At 34.3% G+C, this 24,072-nt stretch carries 16 protein-coding genes; 3 read left to right on the top strand and 13 right to left on the bottom strand.

The annotated features are described in order from the left end of the window. Positions 1–91 precede the first annotated feature (91 nt). Positions 92–1,180 carry a carboxypeptidase-like regulatory domain-containing protein gene (locus QMO11_RS05175; RefSeq protein ID WP_282036333.1) on the bottom strand — a complete coding sequence of 363 codons (1,089 nt, stop codon included), beginning with the start codon at positions 1,178–1,180 and terminating at the stop codon, positions 92–94. A gap of 170 nt (positions 1,181–1,350) precedes the next feature. On the opposite strand from QMO11_RS05175, the gene QMO11_RS05170 reads away from it, so the two are divergent. Both QMO11_RS05170 and asnB read left to right on the top strand, forming a co-directional pair. After that, a complete protein-coding gene (locus QMO11_RS05170) occupies positions 1,351–2,073 on the top strand; it encodes a hypothetical protein (RefSeq protein WP_075602592.1) in 723 nt (240 codons plus the stop codon). A gap of 341 nt (positions 2,074–2,414) precedes the next feature. Then, positions 2,415–4,001: an asparagine synthase B gene (gene asnB, locus QMO11_RS05165; RefSeq protein ID WP_282036332.1), complete on the top strand. Its 1,587-nt coding sequence runs from the start codon at positions 2,415–2,417 to the stop codon at positions 3,999–4,001. A 519-nt stretch (positions 4,002–4,520) separates the two neighbouring features. Here the strand turns inward: asnB and QMO11_RS05160 are convergent. The 3 genes from QMO11_RS05160 to QMO11_RS05150 are packed head-to-tail and all read right to left on the bottom strand — an operon-like array spanning position 4,521 to position 10,978. Continuing rightward, positions 4,521–5,987: a hypothetical protein gene (locus tag QMO11_RS05160; protein WP_282036331.1), complete on the bottom strand. Its 1,467-nt coding sequence runs from the start codon at positions 5,985–5,987 to the stop codon at positions 4,521–4,523. Between the two features lie 35 nt (positions 5,988–6,022). Then, positions 6,023–7,741: a RagB/SusD family nutrient uptake outer membrane protein gene (locus tag QMO11_RS05155; protein ID WP_282036330.1), complete on the bottom strand. Its 1,719-nt coding sequence runs from the start codon at positions 7,739–7,741 to the stop codon at positions 6,023–6,025. Between the two features lie 36 nt (positions 7,742–7,777). Further along, positions 7,778–10,978, bottom strand: coding sequence for a SusC/RagA family TonB-linked outer membrane protein (locus QMO11_RS05150; protein WP_282036329.1), 3,201 nt, complete (start codon positions 10,976–10,978; stop codon positions 7,778–7,780). Positions 10,979–11,426: 448 nt separating this feature from the next. On the opposite strand from QMO11_RS05150, the gene QMO11_RS05145 reads away from it, so the two are divergent. Further along, positions 11,427–12,293 carry a glycoside hydrolase family 25 protein gene (locus QMO11_RS05145; RefSeq protein WP_282036328.1) on the top strand — a complete coding sequence of 289 codons (867 nt, stop codon included), beginning with the start codon at positions 11,427–11,429 and terminating at the stop codon, positions 12,291–12,293. A 47-nt stretch (positions 12,294–12,340) separates the two neighbouring features. Here the strand turns inward: QMO11_RS05145 and QMO11_RS05140 are convergent, their stop codons facing one another. The 9 genes from QMO11_RS05140 to clpB form a co-directional block, all read right to left on the bottom strand. Continuing rightward, positions 12,341–13,468 (bottom strand): methyl-accepting chemotaxis protein, encoded by a 1,128-nt coding sequence (locus QMO11_RS05140; RefSeq protein ID WP_282036327.1) that lies wholly within the window; start codon positions 13,466–13,468, stop codon positions 12,341–12,343. A gap of 94 nt (positions 13,469–13,562) precedes the next feature. Further along, a complete protein-coding gene (locus QMO11_RS05135) occupies positions 13,563–16,007 on the bottom strand; it encodes a DUF5686 and carboxypeptidase-like regulatory domain-containing protein (protein WP_282036326.1) in 2,445 nt (814 codons plus the stop codon). Between the two features lie 5 nt (positions 16,008–16,012). Continuing rightward, positions 16,013–16,606, bottom strand: a complete 594-nt coding sequence (locus tag QMO11_RS05130) for a CDP-alcohol phosphatidyltransferase family protein (RefSeq protein WP_282036325.1) — start codon at positions 16,604–16,606, stop codon at positions 16,013–16,015. 190 nt (positions 16,607–16,796) lie between these two features. Then, positions 16,797–17,915 (bottom strand): SDR family oxidoreductase, encoded by a 1,119-nt coding sequence (locus tag QMO11_RS05125; RefSeq protein WP_282036324.1) that lies wholly within the window; start codon positions 17,913–17,915, stop codon positions 16,797–16,799. A 35-nt stretch (positions 17,916–17,950) separates the two neighbouring features. Next, on the bottom strand, positions 17,951–18,625 hold the full coding sequence (locus tag QMO11_RS05120) for a diacylglycerol/polyprenol kinase family protein (protein ID WP_282036323.1): 675 nt from the start codon (positions 18,623–18,625) through the stop codon (positions 17,951–17,953). A gap of 11 nt (positions 18,626–18,636) precedes the next feature. Beyond that, complete coding sequence (locus tag QMO11_RS05115) at positions 18,637–19,365, bottom strand: phosphatidate cytidylyltransferase (RefSeq protein WP_282036322.1); 729 nt, start codon at positions 19,363–19,365, stop codon at positions 18,637–18,639. A gap of 9 nt (positions 19,366–19,374) precedes the next feature. Next, complete coding sequence (locus QMO11_RS05110) at positions 19,375–20,157, bottom strand: sulfite exporter TauE/SafE family protein (RefSeq protein ID WP_282036321.1); 783 nt, start codon at positions 20,155–20,157, stop codon at positions 19,375–19,377. A 9-nt stretch (positions 20,158–20,166) separates the two neighbouring features. Beyond that, the gene (locus QMO11_RS05105; protein ID WP_282036320.1) at positions 20,167–20,766 is read right to left on the bottom strand and encodes a DUF6134 family protein; all 600 of its coding nucleotides are present in this window, start codon (positions 20,764–20,766) and stop codon (positions 20,167–20,169) included. A gap of 488 nt (positions 20,767–21,254) precedes the next feature. Beyond that, the gene (gene clpB / locus QMO11_RS05100; RefSeq protein WP_282036319.1) at positions 21,255–23,831 is read right to left on the bottom strand and encodes an ATP-dependent chaperone ClpB; all 2,577 of its coding nucleotides are present in this window, start codon (positions 23,829–23,831) and stop codon (positions 21,255–21,257) included. Positions 23,832–24,072 lie beyond the last annotated feature (241 nt).

Below are 24,072 nucleotides of genomic sequence, written 5' to 3'. Positions count from 1 at the left end.
TCGTAAGGTTTTTATATTTATAAATTACAGCTTTAATTTACCATAATTTTTACAGAAAAGCCATTTTGAGATGAGGATTTTAAACTATTAATTAATATTTAGAACCACTATAAAATTGATGTGATTTAATGGATGGGTTATATTGAACTTGTTTTACAGATTTTAAACTTACCACTTTTTCGCCTTGGGCATAGTTTACTTCATCTAAGAAGTATAATTCCCCAATCTTTTTGTATGAAGATTCCATAGTAAATGAAACCTCTTTTTTTGATGCATCGGCAGAGGCCATAAAGGTATTACCAAACATTACAGACTTACCTTTTGTAACTGAAACTGTATTTTTTAAAATGGCATAATTTTCTTTTGATATAATTATAGTACCATTATATTTTTCTACATCCGTACAAGCTGTATTGGCAATAGTAGGTTTTAAGCAATCGTAAGTTATTACCCAAACTGAATCATTATTGTAAACAGATTCTTCTTTTATATTAATATCAAAATCATCAATAGTCTTTAATGATAGTACATTACCAGTTACCCTAACAACATCTCCTAATAATAGATACTCCATCCAATTAACCCCTTCTTTTAATATAGGGTGTGAATCATTATCTTTCACTTCATCAAATTGATAAGATCGGCTCTTGTAACTTTCTGTAAAGGAACGATTAGTATAAGCAAACTCATCATGCACAGCCACCTTACGAATAGACTTATTTTTATCATACAACCCTTCATTCGCAGAGTAATCATATTCTATTGCAAATGAATTCTGCGGATAATTTTCTGCAACCAAATTAGATGCTGTTCTAATTATTCCGTAGGCTATTTTTGATTTAGCTTTAATATCCACTTCTGAAATACCATAGTTTGTAGGAGCTAGTAACACCTTTAAATCTGTAGCCGATAACCACTCTCCTACTTTTACAGTTTTAGGCTTAAATCCAACCGCAGAAATTCGAATGGTATTATCAGATAAGTTTTCTGATAGCTCTAACATAAACTTTCCCTCAAAATCACTAGCTGCACCTAAATATGTTCCTTCAATACCAATGTTAGCAAACTCCACAGGAGTGTTTGTTTCAGCATTATATATTACACCTTTCACTTCAGTAGTTTGACTATTTGCCCATACTGACAATAAGCAAAATGCAATTGTGGATAATATCTTTCTCATGGTAAATCAATTTATATTAAAGTAGCAATTTTGCATTGTTACTATCTAATTAACTATTTAGTTCCGCTAAAGTAAATAATAAAAACATTTATTAAATAATAATTCCAAAATGTATTCAATGATACCTAAGAATTTTCTTACTTTTGGTTCTCTTCTCAAAAATGAAAGTTATGAATATTAAAAAATTATATGTTTTTATAGCCTTACCTTTTTTATTTCAAGGCTGCATTGTTTCTAAAAAGAAATACGACGAGGTTGTTCTTAAAAATACTAGCCTAAATAAAAAACTTAAGGAGGCGAATGGCGAGAATAAGGATTTAAAGAGCAAGCTTAATATTAATATTACTGATTTTGAAGAAATGAAGACTGAGCTTCATTTAAGCAATGCTGTTATGAGTGATGAAATGAGTGACCTATTGATTAAGGTAACACAACTTTCTGACGATAATGATAAACTAAAATCAGATTTAGATAAAACCAAAGCGCTTTATAGCTCACAACAAAAAAGCTCACTTTCGGCTGAAGATCAGATAAAGAAACTACAAACAAACAACAATAAGTTAAAAAGGGATACTGCTAGTATTAAGTATGCCCTTAAATTAAGTAATGAACGTTTTGCCAAACTTGAAAGCGAACTTGCTGTTCAGAAAGACAAATACTATACATTAAGTACTCAAAAGAAAGAATCAGACAAAGATTTACTTGTGCAAAAACAAAAGTTAGCTTCATTTGAACAAGAACTAGTAAAAAATAAAGAGAAACTTGAAGTTATTTCAAAATCATTGGTTGATTTGCGCAAAGAAATGTTATCGGCAAAAGGTGATAATATAATCCTTGACCCAAATAAAAACAAGAATATTGATAAGATGGCAAAAGAATTAGGCCATTATTAAAGAATAGTAAGAATATTACAAATTGTAAGCAGAATTTATTTCAGTATTGAAATGAATTCTGCTTTTTTTATGCATTTTACAACGAACCCCTATTTTTTTACACACTTTGCCCATTAAAAGTATTATTTACATTTAATACCCTATACTTTTTAGTTAGGCACCCCATATTTAGCAACTTACTTTCACCTCCCCCCAAACTACACCTCCTTTCAATTAGTAAGCACAAGTGCCTTTTTTGTAATAAATCGTAAATATTTATTGCATTTATAAATGAAATGTATACTTTTACACATGTTTTATTGACAAGTTAAAACCTAAACGAATTTAAATTCAGAAAATATATGTGCGGATTTGCAGTTTATACTGGTGAGGATAAGATGGACAAACTATTGTTTGCCAGTGAGTTTGAAAAAATAAGTTATAGAGGGCCAGACAACTCATTTATTAGAGACTTTGGAAATAATGGATTAATGGGATTCCATCGCTTGAGCATTATGGATGTTTCAAGTAACGGTAACCAACCTTTAGTGCACAATGAAATAAACCTAGTATGTAATGGCGAGGTATATAATCACATTCAATTAAGAAAACAATACGAGAAAACATACAACTTTCAATCGTCGAGCGACTGCGAAGTTATCATTCCTTTATTTATGGATAAAGGTATTGAAGAAACCGCAAAATCACTTGATGCTGAGTTTGTATTTGTAATATATGATTCTGTAGCTAAAAAGTATTTTGCTGCAAGAGATCCTATTGGTATTCGCCCGTTATTTTACGGCTATTCTAAAGCTGGTGAAATAATGTTTGCTAGTGAAGCAAAGGTGCTACACTCTTTCTGTGAAGATATCAAGCAATTTCCTCCAGGCCACTATTACGATGGTGAAGGATTTCATTGTTATAAAGACATCTCTAAAGTTGATGAAGTTATTGAGCACGAATTAGAAGAAATTTTTGCCAACATTAATGAGAAATTGACAAAAGGGATTGAAAAAAGACTTCAGGCAGATGTACCTGTTGGATTTCTTTGTTCTGGTGGTTTAGATTCAAGTTTAGTATGTGCAGTTGCAGCTAAAATGCTAAATAAGCCTATTAAAACTTTTGCTGTAGGCATTGAGGATGATCCTATTGATACTAAGTATGCTAAAATTGTAGCGGATTACTTAGGTGCTGATCATACAGAGATATTATTTACAAAACAAGATATTTTTGATTCATTAAGTACTCTTATTTATAACATTGAAACATGGGATATTACAACCGTTCGTGCGTCAATGGGTATGTACTTAATTTGTAAAGCAATTAGTGAAAATTCTGACGTTAAAGTATTAATGACAGGTGAAATTGCCGATGAGATTTTAGGATATAAATATACTGATTTTGCTCCCACCCCTGAGGCATTCCAAGCGGAAGCCGAAAAGCGAATCAGAGAGATTCACCAGTACGACGTGCTAAGAGCCGATAGATGTATTTCATCTTGTGGACTTGAGGCCCGCGTACCTTTTGGTGATCTTGAATTTGTTGATTACATCATGGCATTGAACCCTACCAAAAAGATGAACCATTCAGGTATTGGTAAATTCTTATTGCGTAAAGCTTTTGAAGGCGATTATCTTCCACAAGAGATTTTATACCGTCAGAAAGCAGCATTCTCGGATGCAGTAGGACATAGTGTTGTTGATTATCTTAAAGAGTATGCTGAAGAGATGTATACCGATGAAGAATTTGAGACTAAAAAACAACAATATACTCATGGTACACCTATCTCTAAAGAATCGTTAATGTATAGAGAGATTTTTGAAAAGCACTTCCCTGGAAGAGGCGAATTAATTAAAGATTTCTGGATGCCTAACAAAGAGTGGGAAAACTGTGATGTAAACGACCCTAGTGCTCGTGTGTTACCAAACTATGGTGCAAGTGGCGAATAATGCAATTAGATAACTATTAAAAAAGGGTAATTGAACTAAGTTCAATTACCCTTTTTGCTTTATTATACTGTCCAAATTTATAGTGCCAGTAACTCTGGTTTGTTTAACTCCTGCGGAGATTGCAAGCCAAATACCTTCAATTTTAAAACTACTTAGAGTTTCACATGGCTTTAAGCTTATTTTAAAAAACTCTTTTATGAGATAATATGATTATTGGTATAAAGTAATCCTCTACTTTATTTAAATAAGCAGCTATACAGCTCTGTCACACACAACCGATCGACTATTGATATGATCAAAGCTTAACTCAATATTACTGTTCTGTTTTAGCCTTCAAGAGTTTCAAGATAGAAATGAATAATTTAACTTATACGCAGACACCATCAAGACCTATCTGTATTTTATGACAAGTAATTTCTATAAAATGCAAAGAGGAGGAATTGCTTCCTCCTCTAATTTATCTAATAATTATAGACATAAATTGATATTAATATCATCATAGTACTATGAAGTTGCTATTTAGGGACGCACTGGTACGTCAACCTTTCTCAAGCCCATATCATCTAAGTAGAAGGTTTGATCGCCTGAAACATCAGGGTTTATATTAGCCTCTATATAATAAGTATACCTCACTTTACCATCACTATCATTATAAGCAAATGGCATGTTAATAATTTGCTTAATTGTAACCCATTCATTACGCTTTATATTTTCAACATCCCATAAGGCCTCAACATCTGAAGCCCAGCCATTACTTTGTCGAGCTAGGTCTGTACGTATAGTCTTTAAATCTGAACCTGCTTCGATATAAATCTTATGACTTACCTCAAAGGCACCTGCTTGAATATCAACATTAGCGCCAAATGCCATTCCATAAAGCTTATTTACATCAAACCCACCGGTGTATTTCATACTAGCTACTCCTGAAGCAGCTATATCTGTTGTGCGTTGCCAAGCCACGGCAGCACCAACATAATATCCATCTGCTCCAGCATTATTAGGATCTACATGAGCTGTTTCAAAACCAGCCCAATCATTTCCTGCTAATAGATCCTCTCCTGCAACTGGTATAGCCACTTTTTCAGCTTCGAAAGATAATATAGGCAACCCATCAACAGATAAAATGGTATTTTCCTCATTTTCGTCGTTGTAAGATATGGTAATCATATCATCTGCATATATTTCTTCTGCAATTGTAAATTGTAAGATGTTTGCATTAGCAGCATCAAAAGTTACCTCAGTAATGTCAATATCCTTATCAACAAATTTACTGCTATTGGTAACATGAACTGTAAACCCAGCTTTAGGATTCTCACCTAGACTTGCTATATTACCTGACAGCTCAAATTCAAATGCGAGCAAATCAGTACGTATGGCACTATTTGGAACAATACTTAAAGGTAAAACATCTGTAACAGTAATATTTACCGTTTTAGATGTAGCCTTATGCGTTGGAACTGATGGAGTAAAATCAACTTTTAACTCGTGAGTACCCAAAGGCAATACTGTTCCTAAAGCTGGAGTATACACATAAGTACCTTCAAGTTCAATTGATGATGTATCGCTATACACAGCAATGGCATTTAATTGCTTCTCGCTTAACTTAGTATTCTCTAAAAGAACAGCAGGATCTTCCCAGATAATTACCGGAGTATACTTATCTACAATATTTATAGTAACCGTTTTTGACATACTAGAATAGTTTTTAGTATCCTGCGGTGTAAACTCTGCTTTAAGTACCTGATTATCGCCTAAGGGTAATATTTCGCCCAAGGCTGGTGTAAATACCATAGTTCCGGGAACATTTGCAGTGGCATTCAATTGATCTCTGCTTAATTCAATACCCACAACCAATTCAGCTGGATTTTCCCAAGTCATTACAACTTCTTTTACTAATAACAATTCATCTTCCTTACAACTATTAAAGGTTGTTATCAATACACTAAGAATAAATATATTCAGAAATAATATTATATTTTTCTTCATTTTTTTTCAATTTTGAATTTTACAATTGTCTCCTATTAATAGCCGTAATTCTGAAGCATTTTAGGAGCCTTTTCAACCTCTGATTGAGGTATTGGCAAGTAATACTGTTTGTCCCACCAGCCACGTTCAACTACAGTATATTCTTCAAACGAAAGTGTACCACTGCCAAGCATTGTCCACTTTAAACCTTGCACATTAAAACCAAGGTGAGCAGTGTTCATCCATCTACGCTCGTCGAAAAAGTTATGACCTTCAAAACATAGTTCTACACGTCGTTCGCGTTTAATAGCCTCTAATAAATCATCGCCACTAGCGTCTATTTCAGGTTGCAATGCACGCGTTGATACTTTATTTAAGTATGTACGAGCTTCATCTTCTTTATCCAAATGGTATTGTGCTTCTGCATAATTTAAATAAACCTCTGCCAAACGATACAAAATATATGGGCGCTCTCCTGAAATGTCCGTAACCTCATCTAGGCTTTCATCATGAAACTTACGGATATTGTAACCCGTTTTTGATGAATGTTCTGTGTTTCCAAGGCCCTGAGGCGAATCTAGTCCATGCGGATACTGAGAAGGATTCTCTGAAAGATAATACTCTATATTTCTACCTCTAAAGTACGCTCCATTATAATTAAGCGTTGCATAATAACGCATTTCTCTACCATTATTAGGATTAAGCTCATCATAGGTACCATCTTCTGCCGTTGTAGTACTACCATCGCTCATGTTGTATTCTAATGCAAAATTATGTGTAGGCGATGATAGTCCCCATCCACCATAACCATTAGGTGTTTGATTCATATCAGGTAGTGTATTAACATCTGTACCAAACTCATAATATGCACTACTATATGGGCGAGCAAATATTATATCAGCATTTGGAGAAAGAAATAAACTTTGATAAGCTTGTGCATCAGCTACTACTATTAAATCTCTTCCTTCAACCATATCAATTATATCTTTTGCTGCTTTTGAAGCATCTTCCCACTTAGTTGATTTGGAATACGAATAAAATTCTGAGTTTTCTGCTGGCACATTAACCGGATCGTGTAATTTACTCGCAGCATATAATAGTGTTCTTGATTTTACTGCTAAAGCAGCCATTTTTGTGGCTCTACCAAATTCTGCATCCGGACGTGTTTCAGGAAGTACATCAACAATTTCGTCTAATTCACTTACAATAAAATTTACACACTCTTCGTAGCTATTGCGTACCAAATTAAAATCATCCTCTAACCCTAAAGCATGTTCCATAATTGGAACTCCACCGTAATTCTTTATTAATTTTGCGTATAAATTTGCTCTTAAAAAGCGCATTTCAGCTTTTAAGACGCCAACCATATCTGGGTCAGAAGCCATTGCTGGACTATCATCAATTCTATCTAAAAATTCATTGGTCAAACGTACGTAATCCCAATAATTCCTCCATCTATCACCGAAGATGCCAACATTAGCTGGAGTCCATCCCGCTCTTACTCTATATAAATCTTGGTCCTTAAAATTAAACTTGGCTTCAAACGAAGCACCCTCAATATTAAAATGACGTCCCCACCATTCAAAACGGTTTATTGCCCAACCTTCTGTACTATTATAAGCCGTAAATACTAAACGCTCAACCTGAGCAGGATCGCTATAAATTAAATCTTCAGCAAAAGCACTTTTTGCTTCTGTTTCCAAAACATCTTTACAAGAGCTAAACGCTACCATTATAATTGAGACGTAAAGGAATATTTTATGTAAGTTTTTCATTTTTATCACTTTATAATTTACCATTCGTTTTCAATACTAGAAAGTAAAGTTTAACCCAACTGTATAAGTCTTTAAAGACGGATATCGTGCATCTCTAAAGTTATTATACCCCACTGCTTCAGGGTCTAATCCTAAATCATGAACATCAGAGAATAATGTTAATAGGTTAAAGGCTCTTACAAATAGTTTTAAATCGCCAACACCAATCTGCTCTTTTGAGAATGTATAACCTAAATCAACTTGTTTAAGACGAAGGTATGAGGCATCATGCAACCACAAATCAGCTCCTTGGAAGTTATCAGCCTCTCCACTTTGATTTCCACTATAAGGATCATTTTGACCAAAAGCTCTAGGATAACGTGCATCTCTGTTATTTTCTGTCCAACGCTCATTAAATACATATTCAGGTTTTGCGCCATTCTGATCAAACATTATTAATATTTCAGATTTGGCTTGTCCTTGGAAAAGGAAGTTAAAATCCCAACCTTTCCATTGTAAGCCACCATATACCCCGTATTGAATTTCTGGCACATTAGAGGTGTATTTTCTAATTCTATCATTGGCATCAATAACTCCATCACCATTAGTATCTACATAGTGTGGCTCTCCTTCAACTGTTCCTTCTAATTTAGCAGTAGCATTATCAACCTGGTTCTGATCGCGGAAAATACCAAAGGTTGGGTAAACAATATAAGAGTCTAAAGAGTGCCCTTCTTGTCTCATATATTCAGGTACATCAGCGGCTTCATCCATATAAACCACTTTATTTTTGGCATTGGTAAAATTGGCTCCAACACTGTAGCCTAATTCTCCAACTTTATCATTCCAATCTAATTGAAACTCCCATCCAAAGTTATCAACCTTACCTAAGTTTTCATCGGGTAATGTTAGTCCTGCTGCATCAGGAATAGATGCTGTACGTTGTACTAAAATATCAGTACGTTTTTGATAGAAATAATTAACATCAGCTGTTAACCTTCGGTCTAAAACGGTAAAGTTGACTCCTACATTTTTAGTATCTGCCTTTTCCCAAGTTACATCTGGATTTGGAACATTATTACTTCTGTAGCCATTTTGACGAGTTCCTGGACTACCAAATATATAGTAATTAGGCTGTGCAGCATTTGTATCACCGCTATAATCATAACGCGTTAGGTGCTGGAATGCATCTATACGATCGTTACCCATAATAGCCCACGAAGCACGCACTTTAAAATCGTTAAGCCAACTATCCGTAAAATCCATGAAGTTTTCATCGGCTAATGCCCAAGAAACGGCAACACCTGGGAAAGTACCAAATCGTTTGCCATCAGCAAAGTTACCCGAGCCATCGTAACGTAATGTTAAATCGACAAAGTATTTCTTGGCATAATCGTAAGAAAACGACCCAAAATAATTCAATCTAGCCCATTCATCAGAAGTTCCGTACGATTGCTGACCTTCATCGCTACCAGCAAATAAATCAGGATGATCATCACTTGGAAAACCTCTACGTTCGGCCCAGAAAGTACGTTGACTTGAAGTCATTTGCTCAACCCCTACAAAACCTCGTACTGTATGTTTCTCATCAAAAGTTCTATTATAATGTATTGTAGCGTTTAGCATTAACTCGTCGAATTTCCAAAAGGTTTCGCGTAATATGCGTTCGTTTCCTCTTTGCGAAAAACCTGGAGTAGCTACATACTCATCTGCACCTTGCTGATACTGATATACAGTCCATGGGGTGTACCACGCTTTAATATCATTACTCATTTTTCTAATACCAACAAAACCCTTTGCACTTAAGCCTTGTGTTAGCTTATCAAGATTCCAGTTTCCCGAAAACTTAGCGCGTATATCATTGTCGGATTGTTCTTGAAAACCAGACTCAGAACTAGACATTACACGTGGATTGGCACCATTTTCGCCACCCCAACCAGGAAGTCCATTGGGGTAAATACCTACTTCAGTTGGGAAGTTGGTATAAATATGCTTGTAAATATATCCATCGTCAACTCCTGGTTGATTTCGCGTTCCGAAACGACCTGACAAATCCACTCCTAAAGAAAAACTATCCCAAACTTTAATATCGAGATTAGAACGTACTTGATACTGATTAAAACCAAGATCACCTGACTCATACATACCTGTTTGATCTACATAATCACCACTAACAAAATATTTAACTTTCTCAGTTCCTCCTGAAATTGAAAGAGTAGCACGATACTCTGGCGAATAATCAGCAAAAGTTAAGTCAGCCCAATCGGTACTAGGGTAATTAATTGGATCATCTCCAGCGGCATACTTGCTGATATCTTCTTGTGAGAAAGGACGATCTCTTCCATACCTATCTGCAATTTCATTCTCATAAATAGCAAATTGTTCAGATGTCATTAAATCTGGTTGGGCCGAAAAAGATGAAACATTATAAGTTGTTGACAAATTAATGGTAGGCTTACCTGTTTTACCTCTCTTAGTAGTAATAAGAATAACACCATTTGCTGCACGTGCACCATAAATTGCAGCTGCACCATCCTTTAAAATCGTTAAAGATTCAATATCCTGAGGAGATAAATGAGAGAAAGTGCTAGCTGTAATTCCATCAATAAGTATCAAGGGTTCATTGTTTCCTAATGTTGACTTACCACGAATCAATAATGTCATATTATCGGTTTCGCCCGGATAACCTCCGCGATCGGAAATAATTAAACCAGGAACCTTACCCGATAGTGATTTAGCCACATCTTGACTTGAAGAATTGCTTATCTCTTCAGCTTTTATTGTGCTAATTGAACCTGTTACCTCTCCTTTTTTACGAACCGTATAACCAATGGCAACTACCTCTTCGAGGTCAACGGCATCTCCTTTTAAAGTTGCATCAATTGTACTTTTACCGGCAGCTGGTATTTCTTGAGATGCCATACCTATAAATGAAATAACCAATACGTCGGTGTCGTTTACCCCCGGCAAAGTGTAGTTTCCATCAATGTCAGTAATTGTTCCGTTTGTTGTACCTTTAATACTAACCGTAACGCCAGGAAGTGGCATGCCAGAATCGTCAACAATGGTACCTTTGATAGTTTTGGTTTGTTGAAGAATACTTTCTTCGAATTTTGGTTGATCAATAAACTGATCTGCTTTTGCCAAAGTGGGAGTTAGAGAAGATCCCAGAGCAAATAAAATAGCAATTCTAAAGCGGTTACAATAGAATTTGGTTAAAAGAGGCAAATAAGTACGCTCCTCTTTTGACTTCTGCATTTTTTTCATAAGTTTTGCATTAGAGTGAATAAATTGTTTTGTTCGCAAAACATTGTATTCAGCAGAGAGATGTGCCAGCTTCTCTCTGCATTTACATGATTTTTACAATCGCATGTTTTGTAGTTACATTTCGCTTTAATTTGTTAACCGTGCCAGCGATTAACAAATCGTAACAAATTTCTATAATTTTTAATTATCAAGATGAGCGTATTTTAACTCATACCTACACTATTTTACCCCATAAATTAATTCACTAATCTTTTTAAATGCAACAAACGATTAGTTACCTGAGAATTATATAAAAATTCACTTATTTAGAGATGATAATATTATCCTATTTTTAAAACTATAGGTCCTTCGATACCCCTTTGTATTCTTTTGAATAGTATTATTCGTACTATAATAGAATCTGTATTAAATTTGCATCAAATCTTAAAACAACAACACATTGTCTTATATTTTTGAATTAACCGGAATTAACCCAAAATGGTTCTTAATATGGGTGGGCTCAAGTATTCTGGCTATTAGCATACTCCTACTTATAATTAAACAACTCAGAAAGGCCACAAACAAAAAGCAAAAGAAGATTAACAAGAAAAGAATCCAAACTTGTATCGAGTTGATCGTAGGAATATTAATACTAATAAGTACGTATTTATATATAGAAGGGGATTATACGAGCACACGAAAGGAAAATACCTATCTATCAAAATCAGAGCACCTTTTTGGCATTGACATTTCTCATTATCAAGGTAAAATTGAGTGGGATATCCTGAGGACTTCAAAACATCCTGTTGAATTCATATTTATTAGGGCTAGTATGGGTTCAGACGGAAAGGATAAGACATTTAAAAATAATTGGAAAAAAGCAAGCGAACGCGAATACATTGTTGGCGCCTACCACTATTATCGTCCAAATGAGAATTCAAATTTACAGTTTAACAATTTTAAATCGCAGGTAAAACTTGGTTCTGGTAACTTACCTCCTGTATTAGATATTGAAGAAGCCAGTAAGTATGGTTCAGAGAACTTGAGGAAAGGAGTATTGAATTGGCTGCACCTAGCAGAAAAACATTATGGAGTTAAACCTATCATTTATACAGGTCGTGCTTTTTACAAGCAACATTTAAGTGGACATATTGAGCACTATACACTTTGGATTGCTGCCTATTCTGGATCGCACAGAATGCACTCCATAAATTGGAAACTTCACCAATTTACTGATGAAATAATTATAAAAGGTTCTAATGAATTTGTTGATGGCAACTTTTTTAATGGTGATATAAATGATTTACAAAAACTATGTATTCCCTAATTAAGTAACACATAATCGGTGATATTTAGAATTTAGAACAAGTTTGTTTATTTATTCTCAAAGCTAAAGAATGATATACGATCTGTTAACTTATCAGCCTTTTCTTTCAATTCTTTAGACCTTAGTGACATTTGCTCTGCTGAAGATGTGTTATTTTGCGTTTCACTATTTAACATCTGAATGGCATTATTTATTTGAGTTGCCCCTTCATTTTGCTCAATACTACTAGCCGTAATCTCGTGAATTAATTCTGATGTAGATTCCATCAAAGGCATTGAGGACTTTAAAAGTTCTATGGCTGCTTCTGATTGCTCAGCTCCTTGTACCGAAAACTCTTGAATTTCTAGAGCCGCTTGTTTACTTCTCTCAGCCAACTTTCTTACTTCACTTGCTACTACAGAAAAGCCTCTTCCATGCTCGCCTGCTCGCGCAGCTTCAACAGACGCATTAAGAGCTAATATATTGGTTTGTTCGGCTATGTCATTAACCACTTTAATTTTTTCAGCAATATCCAACACCGATTGTAATGCAACCATGGCTGCAGTGTTTCCTTTACCAACTGCTATATTGGCTTCCTGCGCAATTTGTTCGGTTTTCTTTGATGTTTCTGTACTTTGATCAATATTTGCAGCCATCTCTTCCATAGACGAAGAAATCTCTTCTAGAGAGGAGGCCTGGTTAGAGGCTGAATCTGCAATGCTAGATGCCGTATCATTTAAGCCATTCCCTACTTCCATTAAGTCATCTGCATTTTGATCTATATCTTTAACAACCCCTCCAAAAACATCAACCATTTTAACTATTGATCGCTGTATTGCCCCTATTTCATCATCGCTTTTTAAACGACTCATATTTGCTCTTAAGCTAAGATTTCCTGATGCTAACTTTTCTAAATCATCCTTAGTATTATTCAATGGATTCTTTACTATCCTACTGGTTATGTATACTATAATAAATGTAATGGCAATTGTTATTAAAAAAGCTAAAGCATAAGGATATACATCTTTAAAATTTTCGGCAAATCGCGTATTAATTACCACCAACATGATATTAATACCCCAAAGCAAACCTATTTTAAAAAAAATACTCTTTTTAAAAACAGTTTTTAAAATAAAGGTAAGGGCAATACTTCCTCCAATTAAGGTTAAAATGGCTTTTAAAACTATAGGATTCATAAACAATTCAGTAAAGTTTAATTATTACCTTAACGGAAAAAAATAATTAAGGTTACTTATCCTTAAAAATTCCTTTCATGTCTATAAGACTAAATTAAAAGCTCATCTCAGCTCTAAAAAAGATACCATGCTTATTAGTATAAGATTTATCGATATATGTTCCGCCAAGTTGTCGTACATACTCAACACGCAAAACTTTAAATATGTTGGTTAAGCCAAATCCAATTTCGGCATAAGGTACTGTAGGGTCATTATGGTAATAAGTTGGTAGATCGAAAACACCATTATATGAATTGGTTAAATCACCATAATGTGTTTTTAACGACACTATTTCACGCAGTTTTAATTCACGAATTAAAGGAATCTTATTAAGTACCATACCGCCTCCATTAAGATGGAGGTGTGCATTACCATATAAGTTATGAGCAAAAGAGGCGTGGTGCAATAAATTATACTGATACTTAGAGTAACCAAATGACATTGAACCCACAGGTTGATCTAAGATATCGTAAGGAGCATCACCCATAAGATATCCACCATTAACCATGTACACAATAAAGGCCTGACCTAATATTAAACGGCCCTGCACAGAACCTCGTATGTGTGCATACAAACCCGAGTCGCCAATATCTCCATCGTGAAGTTTTACTTGTCCTATATCCACACCAAAATTTACGATAGGTACAGGCGTTGAGTAATACACTCGGGTAAAGAAATAAGTGTCAAACTTTTGGCCAAATGCATAACGCATATTAAAAAGCACTCCGTAATTTGAATAGTCGTTATAACTCACACCATCTTTTGTAAAACTCACATCAGGTGTTTGAGTGGTTTTGGTATAATAAGGCGCAGCCTCTATATGCAAATCATTCTCAGCATTATATTCAAAGCGCATTTCAAAACTCTTATCCTCCTTTATGTAAGGATTCCTTTCGGTTGAAGTAAGCGCTCCGATAAAGTTACTATTGCCCTTGTTATTGGGGTTATTTTTCACAAATCGAAGAAATTTATCTTGCGAAAGAAGGTTATAATCATCAGAATAACTCATCCTTAAAATTACCTTATCAGTAGGCAAAGGTCGGAAAGCTATATTTGTACCGTACTTAAATTCTTCGCTTTTGGTTCCGTAACCTAAAAATCCACCCACATAAAAATTATCCCACAGTTTTTCACTAGTTCGTAATGGAACTGTAATTCTGTTGCCTTCTATTTTATTGGTACTATAAATATCGAATACAGGGCCAATATCTACTTTTCCAACATTTAAATAGCTCGATAGCGCCATACCACCAACTCCATCTGCCGCTTTTACATATGTGTTTTCCTTTAAAGTTTCTACTTTCCGATAGGTACTATCTCCCACAAAGGAGGAAGAAAACTCATCTTGAAACTTCCATTGGTTTCCTTCTATATTATCAAGATTGGACGAAGTAGAGTAAATAGTTGACTTATTTACCAACCAGTTTCCACTGGATACCTGATCAATTCGTTCAGAATCGTATTGCGAAGTATCTTTATTTAGCGTTAACGACATATTTATATCAATACTCTGTTTGTCGTAAAACCAATCGCCATTGGGGAGTTGCTTATAGGCAACCTTACCCTTAAAACCATTTACAAAGTTAATGTTGGCTTCTTTAGGTATTTGAGCCGATATTTCAGTAATGGCATAGCTTCCCTCTTCAACTACAAACTGACCCGAGAATAAAGAATTGTATCTGTTTTTAGGCGCATAAGTAAAATGATAATACTTTTTATCGTTTACCCGGGTGCTATCGTTAAAGTATAAATTGTAATGCAACATTGCACTGCTGCTAATGGGTGATATGAATCCGCGCTCAAGTATGAAAATTTGATCTTTATAAAAATCTAAATCCACAACCACACTTCTTAAAATGTAGTTTTCAATGGCTTGATTAATTCGTGGAAATATACCGTCCTTTTTACTATAAACCACCTCAGTATTTTCACCCTCAACTCTTTGAGCTTCTTCGGCTAAATATACTGGAGAAAACCGTAGAGTTTGGTTTTCCATTTCTATGCTTACATCGTTTATATTGTCAAAAGCACGAGATATGATAGAGCTGGTATCAATGGCGGTATATACTGTTGTATTTTGAACAGATTTATAGTTGTTAACCGACCTTATTTGTCTGCGGTTTTCTTTTTTGTGTTCCTGAATTCGTTTAAATATAACCTTTGCTATAGGCATTTTTGCATTAATGGTTACATCATCAATTACTTGTACTTCTTTTGCCAGATGTATGGTAGTTTTTGCATCACTATTTTTATTAATTGATACTTCATTACTAATGTAGCCAACAGATGATGCACAAAGCGTATTACCACTTGGGTTTGCAATAGAGAAGTATCCATCAGCATCGGCAGTTACCCCCTGAATAGTACCTTTAATCCATACATTAGCGAAAGGAATAGTTTCTTGGCTATTCTTTTCTTTTACATACCCTGAAATACTTTGTGCGTAAACCTGAGCACTAATAATGAATAAAATAATACCAGCTATTCCTTTCTGAAACATATAATTTAGTTGCTAGTATCTTTTTTCATTAACCAATAAAGTCCTTTAACCCCAATTTTAATATCATCAAGCTTAAACAATACTAATATTTTCTCAGTATATGCTATTGCTCCCCATCCTACAGCTAGATAATACATCCAAGGGTAAAACCCGAATACAAACAAAATGAAGAAGAAGATGCTTTGAACATATCCTGCAGAAACGGCTGAGTATAAATGCAAACCTGGTATTTTTCCAAATCTGAAAAAAGATACAAAGTAACTCAATACAAACACCGTTAAAAAGATATATAAAATCAGAGCATGCGGTTCTATTTCAGTCCATTTAAAGATAAATAAACCCAATAAAGCCATGGCGTAAGTGCAGATATCCGCAAGGTTATCTAAGGCAGCTCCAAAGTTGGTTTGTAGCTTAAAGTATCGAGCAATATTTCCATCCAATACATCACTCACTAAACTTATACAAAGTAGTGTTACAAAAATACTCTCTTCTCCTGTAAGGGCCATTACTAATATTACAGGAAATACCAAGAGGCGGTAAAGACTGATTAGGTTAGGAACGTTTAATACGTTTTCTCCTTTTACTATTATTTGTTTCATATGCTAATAATTAGTTGTCATACGGAACTCACAAATAAAATTGATGACCCTTTTGTGTATAAATTGGGATAATCAAATTTGCATGCTCGTTTAATCGTTTTTAAAAAATAATTTCACTATTTAAGTGTTAAAACTAAACCGTGATAATTGAGTGTATATACATCCAAAAAATGGTTTTGTAATAATGCTATTAACTTGCTTTTGGCATTAACTGTGCTCCTTTAGGGGTTCGCAGAGTATTAATAAAATATTCTAACATCTTAGCTACATTATTTTCTTTAACAGTATTGTTGTTTTCTTTGTCTAATGAATCTAATTGCGTTGTATCAAATCTCAGATTGGTGCTGATGTAGTTCCCAGTAAACGACATACCCACCGAAACCAAACGCTCAACAGGTTCCATTTCGTTTTTATCAAGCTCAGATACAGGTATAATACTGATTGGCATTAACTTAGCAATACTATCAATTATATAACGATTTGGTGTTGAATATTTAGCAATACAATTAATAATAACCGGAGGGTTTTCTACTTCAACGGTTCTCTTTAAATAATTTACTACAGTGTCTATCGGAATCAGGTTTTGTGTTGAATTAGAATCAACTACCATTCTAACTTTTTTATTGGGATATCGATTAGATAAACTATACATCCTTTTTGCAAAATCAAAAATTCCATAATCGGTTTTTGTAATGCCCGAAGTACTATGCCCAACTACCTGCGATAGTCTTATAACATGCGCTCTCGTACCATTATCATCAATATGCTTTTTTACTACATTTTCAGCATATCGCTTCGATTGTTCATAGTAGTTTCTAAATTCACTGATATCGGCATTATCGTAGAATTTTTCTTCAAATACACCCTCGTGTTTACCACACGAGTATGCTGTGCTAATAAAGAAAAAGCGTGAATTTACATTAGAGTATTCATTGTATACGTTTAATGAGTTTTCTAATCCATCAATGTTTGTGCTAAAAATCTCGTCTCTCGATTTAAGATCGTACTTTAATTTTAGATTAGCGGCAAAGTGGTAATAATCAAAATTACCACTAAATATGATTTTTAGTAAAGCCTTCGAAAGTCCAAAATCTGCCTCTAATAACCCGTAAGAGAACACTTTAAGATTTTTATTATTAGAGTGCTTTCCATCAGTAGTTTCCTCCAATACATTATACATTCTCTCGTTGGCTGATAGCTTTTTGTTTCCTCTTACCAAGGCAATTACTTCATAACCTTTATCTAATAATTCATTAATAAAGTTAGAAGCAACATATCCGTTGGCTCCATTAATTATTATCTTTCTCATTGTTGTATTTTTTTCTTGTTTAAAAAGTGTGGGTACTATAAAAATATAAGTAGTATACATGCTATACTTACTGGTATACTAAGGTTGTCGGACCCGCGCCAACTGAATAGTTCACTCATAGCTCCAATAATGGCTATTATTGCAGATAGCCAAAATGTTTTTATATCAAATACTCCCCTATAGTAGTATATTGCAATTAGGCTAATCACAAAGCTCATACTAACAAATGCCCCTGTGCCTAACCATGTTTTCTGATATTTACGACCAAATAGAACTACTTGGTTGTTATATTTTTTAATGTTCATACCAAGTATAGCAGCCATAGGATCGCAAATAGCTAATATTAACATTGGTAGGATATAAATAAACTTGTTTTCGAGGTAGCTCGATGCTAAGAATGTTACGTAAATAGATAAAGGTAATAGATAACTTCCGACTGATTTACGCTTTATATCGTGTATTGATTTAAGTTGCTTGGTTTGTTGCGTAAAATACAAGCCTGCAAAAAATATGAGTGCTAGCCCAAGTACATACCAATGCGATTCAATCATATATGGCATCGGTATTACCGCAATTATTGAGGCAAAATGAGCAAACTTCCGTGTTATTTCACCCTTTATTTTAAAGCGTCTGTAGTTTAATTCGTTAAAGCCAAGTAGTATTACTATTCCTATTAAATAGAAAAACGATAGAGTAATTATATTTCCCATTATTAATGTTTTTAAAAGTTGAAAAGATTTATACATACTGCTACCCATGCACCACCAGCTATAAGGCTATCAAAGCGGTCGAGCACGCCACCATGGCCAGGTATTAAGTTGCTATAATCTTTCACTTTATATTTTCGTTTGTAATATGATGCTGCTAAGTCACCTAGCATGGCAAATACAATAATGCCAATGGCAAGTGTAATTATATGAAGCGGGGAGTTATTATAAAGGCTATTAAGCAATAGCGCACTAGCTGTAGCTACAATTGTTCCGCCAACTAAACCACCTAATGTTTTATTCGGACTAATTGTGGGAAACAACTTTGTTTTACCCCAAAGTTGACCTGTGATTTGGCTAAAACTATCGAATATGGATAGTACCAGAAATGTAAATAATATGATGTTTTTAGGAATCTCGCTAAAACGATATAAGCCTATAGAGAGTAAACTAAATAGTATGAGGGATGCCAGAAAAAATGCCTTATTCTTTTGCTTTGATTTATAAAACAGCCTAAGCAATTCTGCTAAACCTATACCAATTATAGCAACACATAAATATTTAAATACAATTGGGTTTATAACTATACTGAAAAACAGCGCGTTTATAATTATAAAATAGGTTCCAAACTTGGTATAGCTTTTTTTGGCAACATCAGCAGGTTTGTTTCTGTTGATCACATAGAAACCAATTCCGCCTAAAATAAAATAGCTTATAATAATAATGTATATAGTTGTTATCATACTAAAGGTTTATTTTAAAATCATGATTATTCCAACAGTAAAAAGTACTACAGCATAAATAAAGCGGGCTTTAGATTCTTTATTGTTGGTGTTTGTTTTTGAAATTATTTTAGGTCCAATGAAAGCTCCAATAATTGATCCTGCTGTTAAAAATAAGATCAGCGTTAAATCAATTTTACCGATTAATAAGTGTGCTGTTATTGAGGCTATTGTATTTATCAAAACAACAAATAAGGAGGTTCCTATTACTAGCCTTAAGGGTAACTTTAAAGATAATAATCCGGCTAAAACCGGACCTGTTCCGCTTGTACCAAAGCTACCAGAAATTGCCCCCCCGAATAAACCATATATTGATGATTTAATATTTCGAGAAATAGGAGTTTGATTTAGATTGCTATTATTGGTTTTAAGAAGAGCTTTATAGGCAATGCTTAAGGATAAAATTATTGTGTAAGCTCCAAAGCAACTTTTAAGCAATTGTGGAGAAACTATTGATGTGATATATGCGCCTATAAATGCTCCTGCAAGTCCAAATATAACAAATGGCAACCCTGTTCTAAAGTCTATATTGTTTTGTTTCAGATGCCCGTAAGTACCCACTAACCCTATGGGAAGAGTAGCTACTAGAGATGTAATTACAGCTGTTTGTGTAGGTACACCTAAAACAATTGTTAGTATTGGTAGAAAAAAAAAGCCACCTCCACCTCCTAGTACTGTGGCAAATAAACCGATGATGAACCCTACTATTGGTAGTATATAATAAATAGGTTCTATAGAAGAGTAAAAAAACATGGTGTAGAGTTAATTGCAGTATTCTAGATAAATATCGGCTATGGAATGTTTAATCTTAGCATTTGTTAAAATGCCATCTGTATATGTATACTCATGAGTAACATCGCCCTTGTTATTTACTAACGCATACATGTGGTCTCCAATAGATTTAATAAATCTTTTTTCACCACTCTTCTCTTTATAAACATGCTCAATATCAACGGGCTCATTAAAATACAATAGGCTTCCTGTATATGTAATAGGCTCATTTATATATACTGTATCATTATCTTTAACGCAGATATAGTCATTTGCATCAGCTATAAGCCATGTATCAGAATCTAATTTGTTATTTTTCTTTGTTTGCAGATGTGATTGTAAAAGTCTTCCATCCTTATGAGTTGTGTATAATGTGTATTTTATTTTATATGGTAATAACACCTTTACCCTAATTTCATTAACACTTTCTGTAGTAATGAGGCCTTCATTATTAGTATACTGTGTTACTGTAAATTCACCTACATTCATACCCAGAGATTTCACATTATATCTCATCGATTTTATGTTGTGCTGTGCAGATACTTGAATTAAGCAAATACTGAATAGTACTAACAAGAGTTTTCTTTTCATTTTGAATTTGAGCAATTAATGTTAGAATTGAATTTGTGATGTAAAATCATCCTATTGACCTTTCAAAAGTAAAGGACATCATTCCTCGAAAATCAATTTTAATACTTAAGTGATAAAAACAATGTTTGAAACGTACAAATCGTATTATAAGTTGGAGAGTAAAGAAAAGTGAGCTATTATTATTTCTTTTGAAAAAACAACATACTAGAACTCTAAGTTATCACAATAAGACACGACAATAAAGAATTAACAACCAAACAAATACACCTATAAACCACGCATTACAAAAACTCATGTAAGAAAAGCACTCTGACGTTCCTAGGTTTAGGGCTTTCTAATCTTTGGTTCCATAAAATAGAAAAGCAGCAAAAGGGTTTACCTTTTACTGCTTTAATTTATTTGAAGATTTTAAGTATGATAGTACTTATCAATCATTCACTTTATTCTCCGATATTGAGAAATGCCATTTAAGAACTCTACACTTTATATCAATTCCTAAACAGAATATTATCATTAGCCACATCAATATAGATGGTAGAACTTCGCTCTATTGTATCTGCTAATATTTGTTTTGATAATTCATTAATCACATTTTTTTGTATTAAACGTTTTATGGGCCTTGCACCAAATACCGGATCAAAACCTGCTTTAGCCAAAAACTTAGCAGCCTCATCTGTTAATTCAATATCAACTCCTTTTTCATTTAACATCTTTTTAATGCTATTAAACTGAATATGTACAATCTGCTCTAAATCTGATTCAGACAAAGGGGTAAACATGATAATATCATCTATACGATTTAAAAATTCGGGTCTGATAGAATTTCTCAATACTTGAAATACCTCATCCTTTGTTTTATCGATGGTATCAATGCTCGAACCCAACTCAGCAAAGTTTCTCTGTATCACATCAGAGCCCGCATTAGATGTCATTATTATAATTGTGTTTTTAAAATCAACAACTCGACCTTTATTATCGGTTAAACGACCATCATCGAGTACCTGTAATAGAACATTAAACACATCAGGATGGGCCTTTTCGATTTCATCGAGCAAAATTACCGAATACGGTTTTCTACGCACCGATTCTGTCAACTGTCCACCCTCATCATATCCTACGTATCCAGGAGGGGCACCAATTAAACGAGAAACTGAATGACGCTCTTGATACTCTGACATATCAATACGTGTCATTTTTGTTTCATCATCAAAAAGGTATGAAGCCAAAGCCTTTGCCAATTCTGTTTTTCCAACTCCTGACATCCCCAAAAAGATAAATGATCCTACAGGTCGCTTTTCATCTTGTAGACCAGCCTTACTCCTTCTAACCGCATCGGCAACAGCCTCTATTGCTTCTTGCTGACCAACAACACGTTTATGTAATTCGGCCTCAAGACTGAGTAGTTTTTCCTTCTCACTTTTCAACATTTTTGTGATAGGAATACCAGTCCATTTACTAATTACTCCTGCAATATCCTCAGAATCTACCTCTTCTTTTATTAAAGAGTTTTCGTGTTGTTTATCCTGAAGTTTAGCTTGCAAATTAATAATGGATTCTTCCGCCTGTTTTATTTTTCCGTAACGCAACTCAGCTACTAAATCAAACAAACCTTCTCTTTCAGCTTTTTCTGCCTCAAACTTAAAGTGCTCTATATCTGATTTATTCTTTTGTATGGCATCCACAAGGTTTTTCTCTTCTTGCCATTGTGCTCTAATAAAAGTTCGTTTATCGTTTAACTCTGCAATTTCTCGCTCTAAAGCTGAGAGTTTAGTATTATCCCCCTCGCGCTTTATTGCCTCGCGCTCTATCTCCAACTGCTTATACTTTCTATCAAGCTCATCCAACTCCTCAGGAACCGAATTAATCTCAAGTCGCAACTTAGCAGCAGCCTCATCAATTAAATCAATAGCCTTATCGGGCAAGAAGCGATCAGAAATATATCTGCTAGATAATTCCACTGCAGCAATAATTGCATCATCTTTTATACGTACTTTATGATGCGATTCGTAACGCTCTTTCAAACCCCTAAGAATAGAAATGGCACTCAAATTATCAGGTTCTTCTACCATTACCTTCTGAAAACGGCGTTCTAAGGCCTTATCCTTTTCAAAAAACTTTTGATATTCTGCTAAAGTTGTAGCCCCCACTGATCGTAATTCTCCACGAGCTAATGCAGGCTTTAAGATGTTTGCTGCATCCATCGCTCCTTCTCCTTTACCTGCACCAACTAAAGTATGTATCTCATCTATAAATAGGATAATTTGACCATCACTTTCAATTACTTCTTTTACAACAGATTTTAAACGCTCCTCAAACTCACCTTTATATTTAGCACCAGCAACAAGAGCTCCCATATCAAGAGAGAATATTTGTTTATTTTTTAAGTTCTCAGCAACATCACCATTCATTATTCTAATGGCCAAACCTTCCGCAATTGCAGTTTTACCTACCCCGGGCTCTCCAATTAATATTGGGTTATTTTTAGTTCGACGCGACAAAATTTGCAACACCCTGCGAATTTCGTCATCTCTACCAATTACAGGATCGAGCTTTCCATTTTGTGCTTGATCGTTCAAATTTATTGCATACTTCGACAAGGCATTATAAGTATCTTCCGCAGTTTGGCTATCTACTCTAGCACCTTTTCGTAATTCAATAATTGCGGCCTTTAAATCTTTAAAAGATACACCAGCATCCTTTAATAAATTAGAAACTTCACCTTTAACCTTTACTAAAGCCAAAAGAATATGCTCAATACTTATATACTGATCTTCTAATTCAGTTTTTAATTCAGTGGCTTTATTTAATACCTCATTAGCCCCTCTTGATAAATAGGGCTCACCCCCACTAACTTTTGGATAAGCATTTATTATCTGATCTAAGATTAAATCGACTGAACGTACTCCAAGTTTCTGAAAAATATGCGATACTAATTGATCACCTACCATTAATACGCCCTTTAGTAAATGACCGGGCTCAATAGCTTGATTACTATTTGATGAGGCAATTTCTACTGACTTATGAACGGCCTCTTGTGCTTTTATTGTATAATTATTTAAGTTCATACCCTTTTTATTTAATTAATTATTTAACTGAAATTAAACCATTAATAACATGCTTACATATTATGATTAATTCCTTCTCGATTTGATAGTCATCAAAAGGCAAACCAATCTTAATTTACTGAACTATTGACATTAAAACACTTCTTACAAAGTCACTATGTCATTGATTTAAAGTTTTATACTGTCAATAATTCCGAATTATACTCCACAAAAAAAGCGAGACCAATACAATTGACCTCGC

This window comes from Saccharicrinis aurantiacus (assembly GCF_947489045.1).
In the GTDB taxonomy this organism is placed as follows: Bacteria; Bacteroidota; Bacteroidia; order Bacteroidales; family Marinilabiliaceae; genus Saccharicrinis; species Saccharicrinis aurantiacus.
Note: the sequence above shows the minus strand (reverse complement) of the source record. Positions and strands in the feature narration are given on the sequence as shown.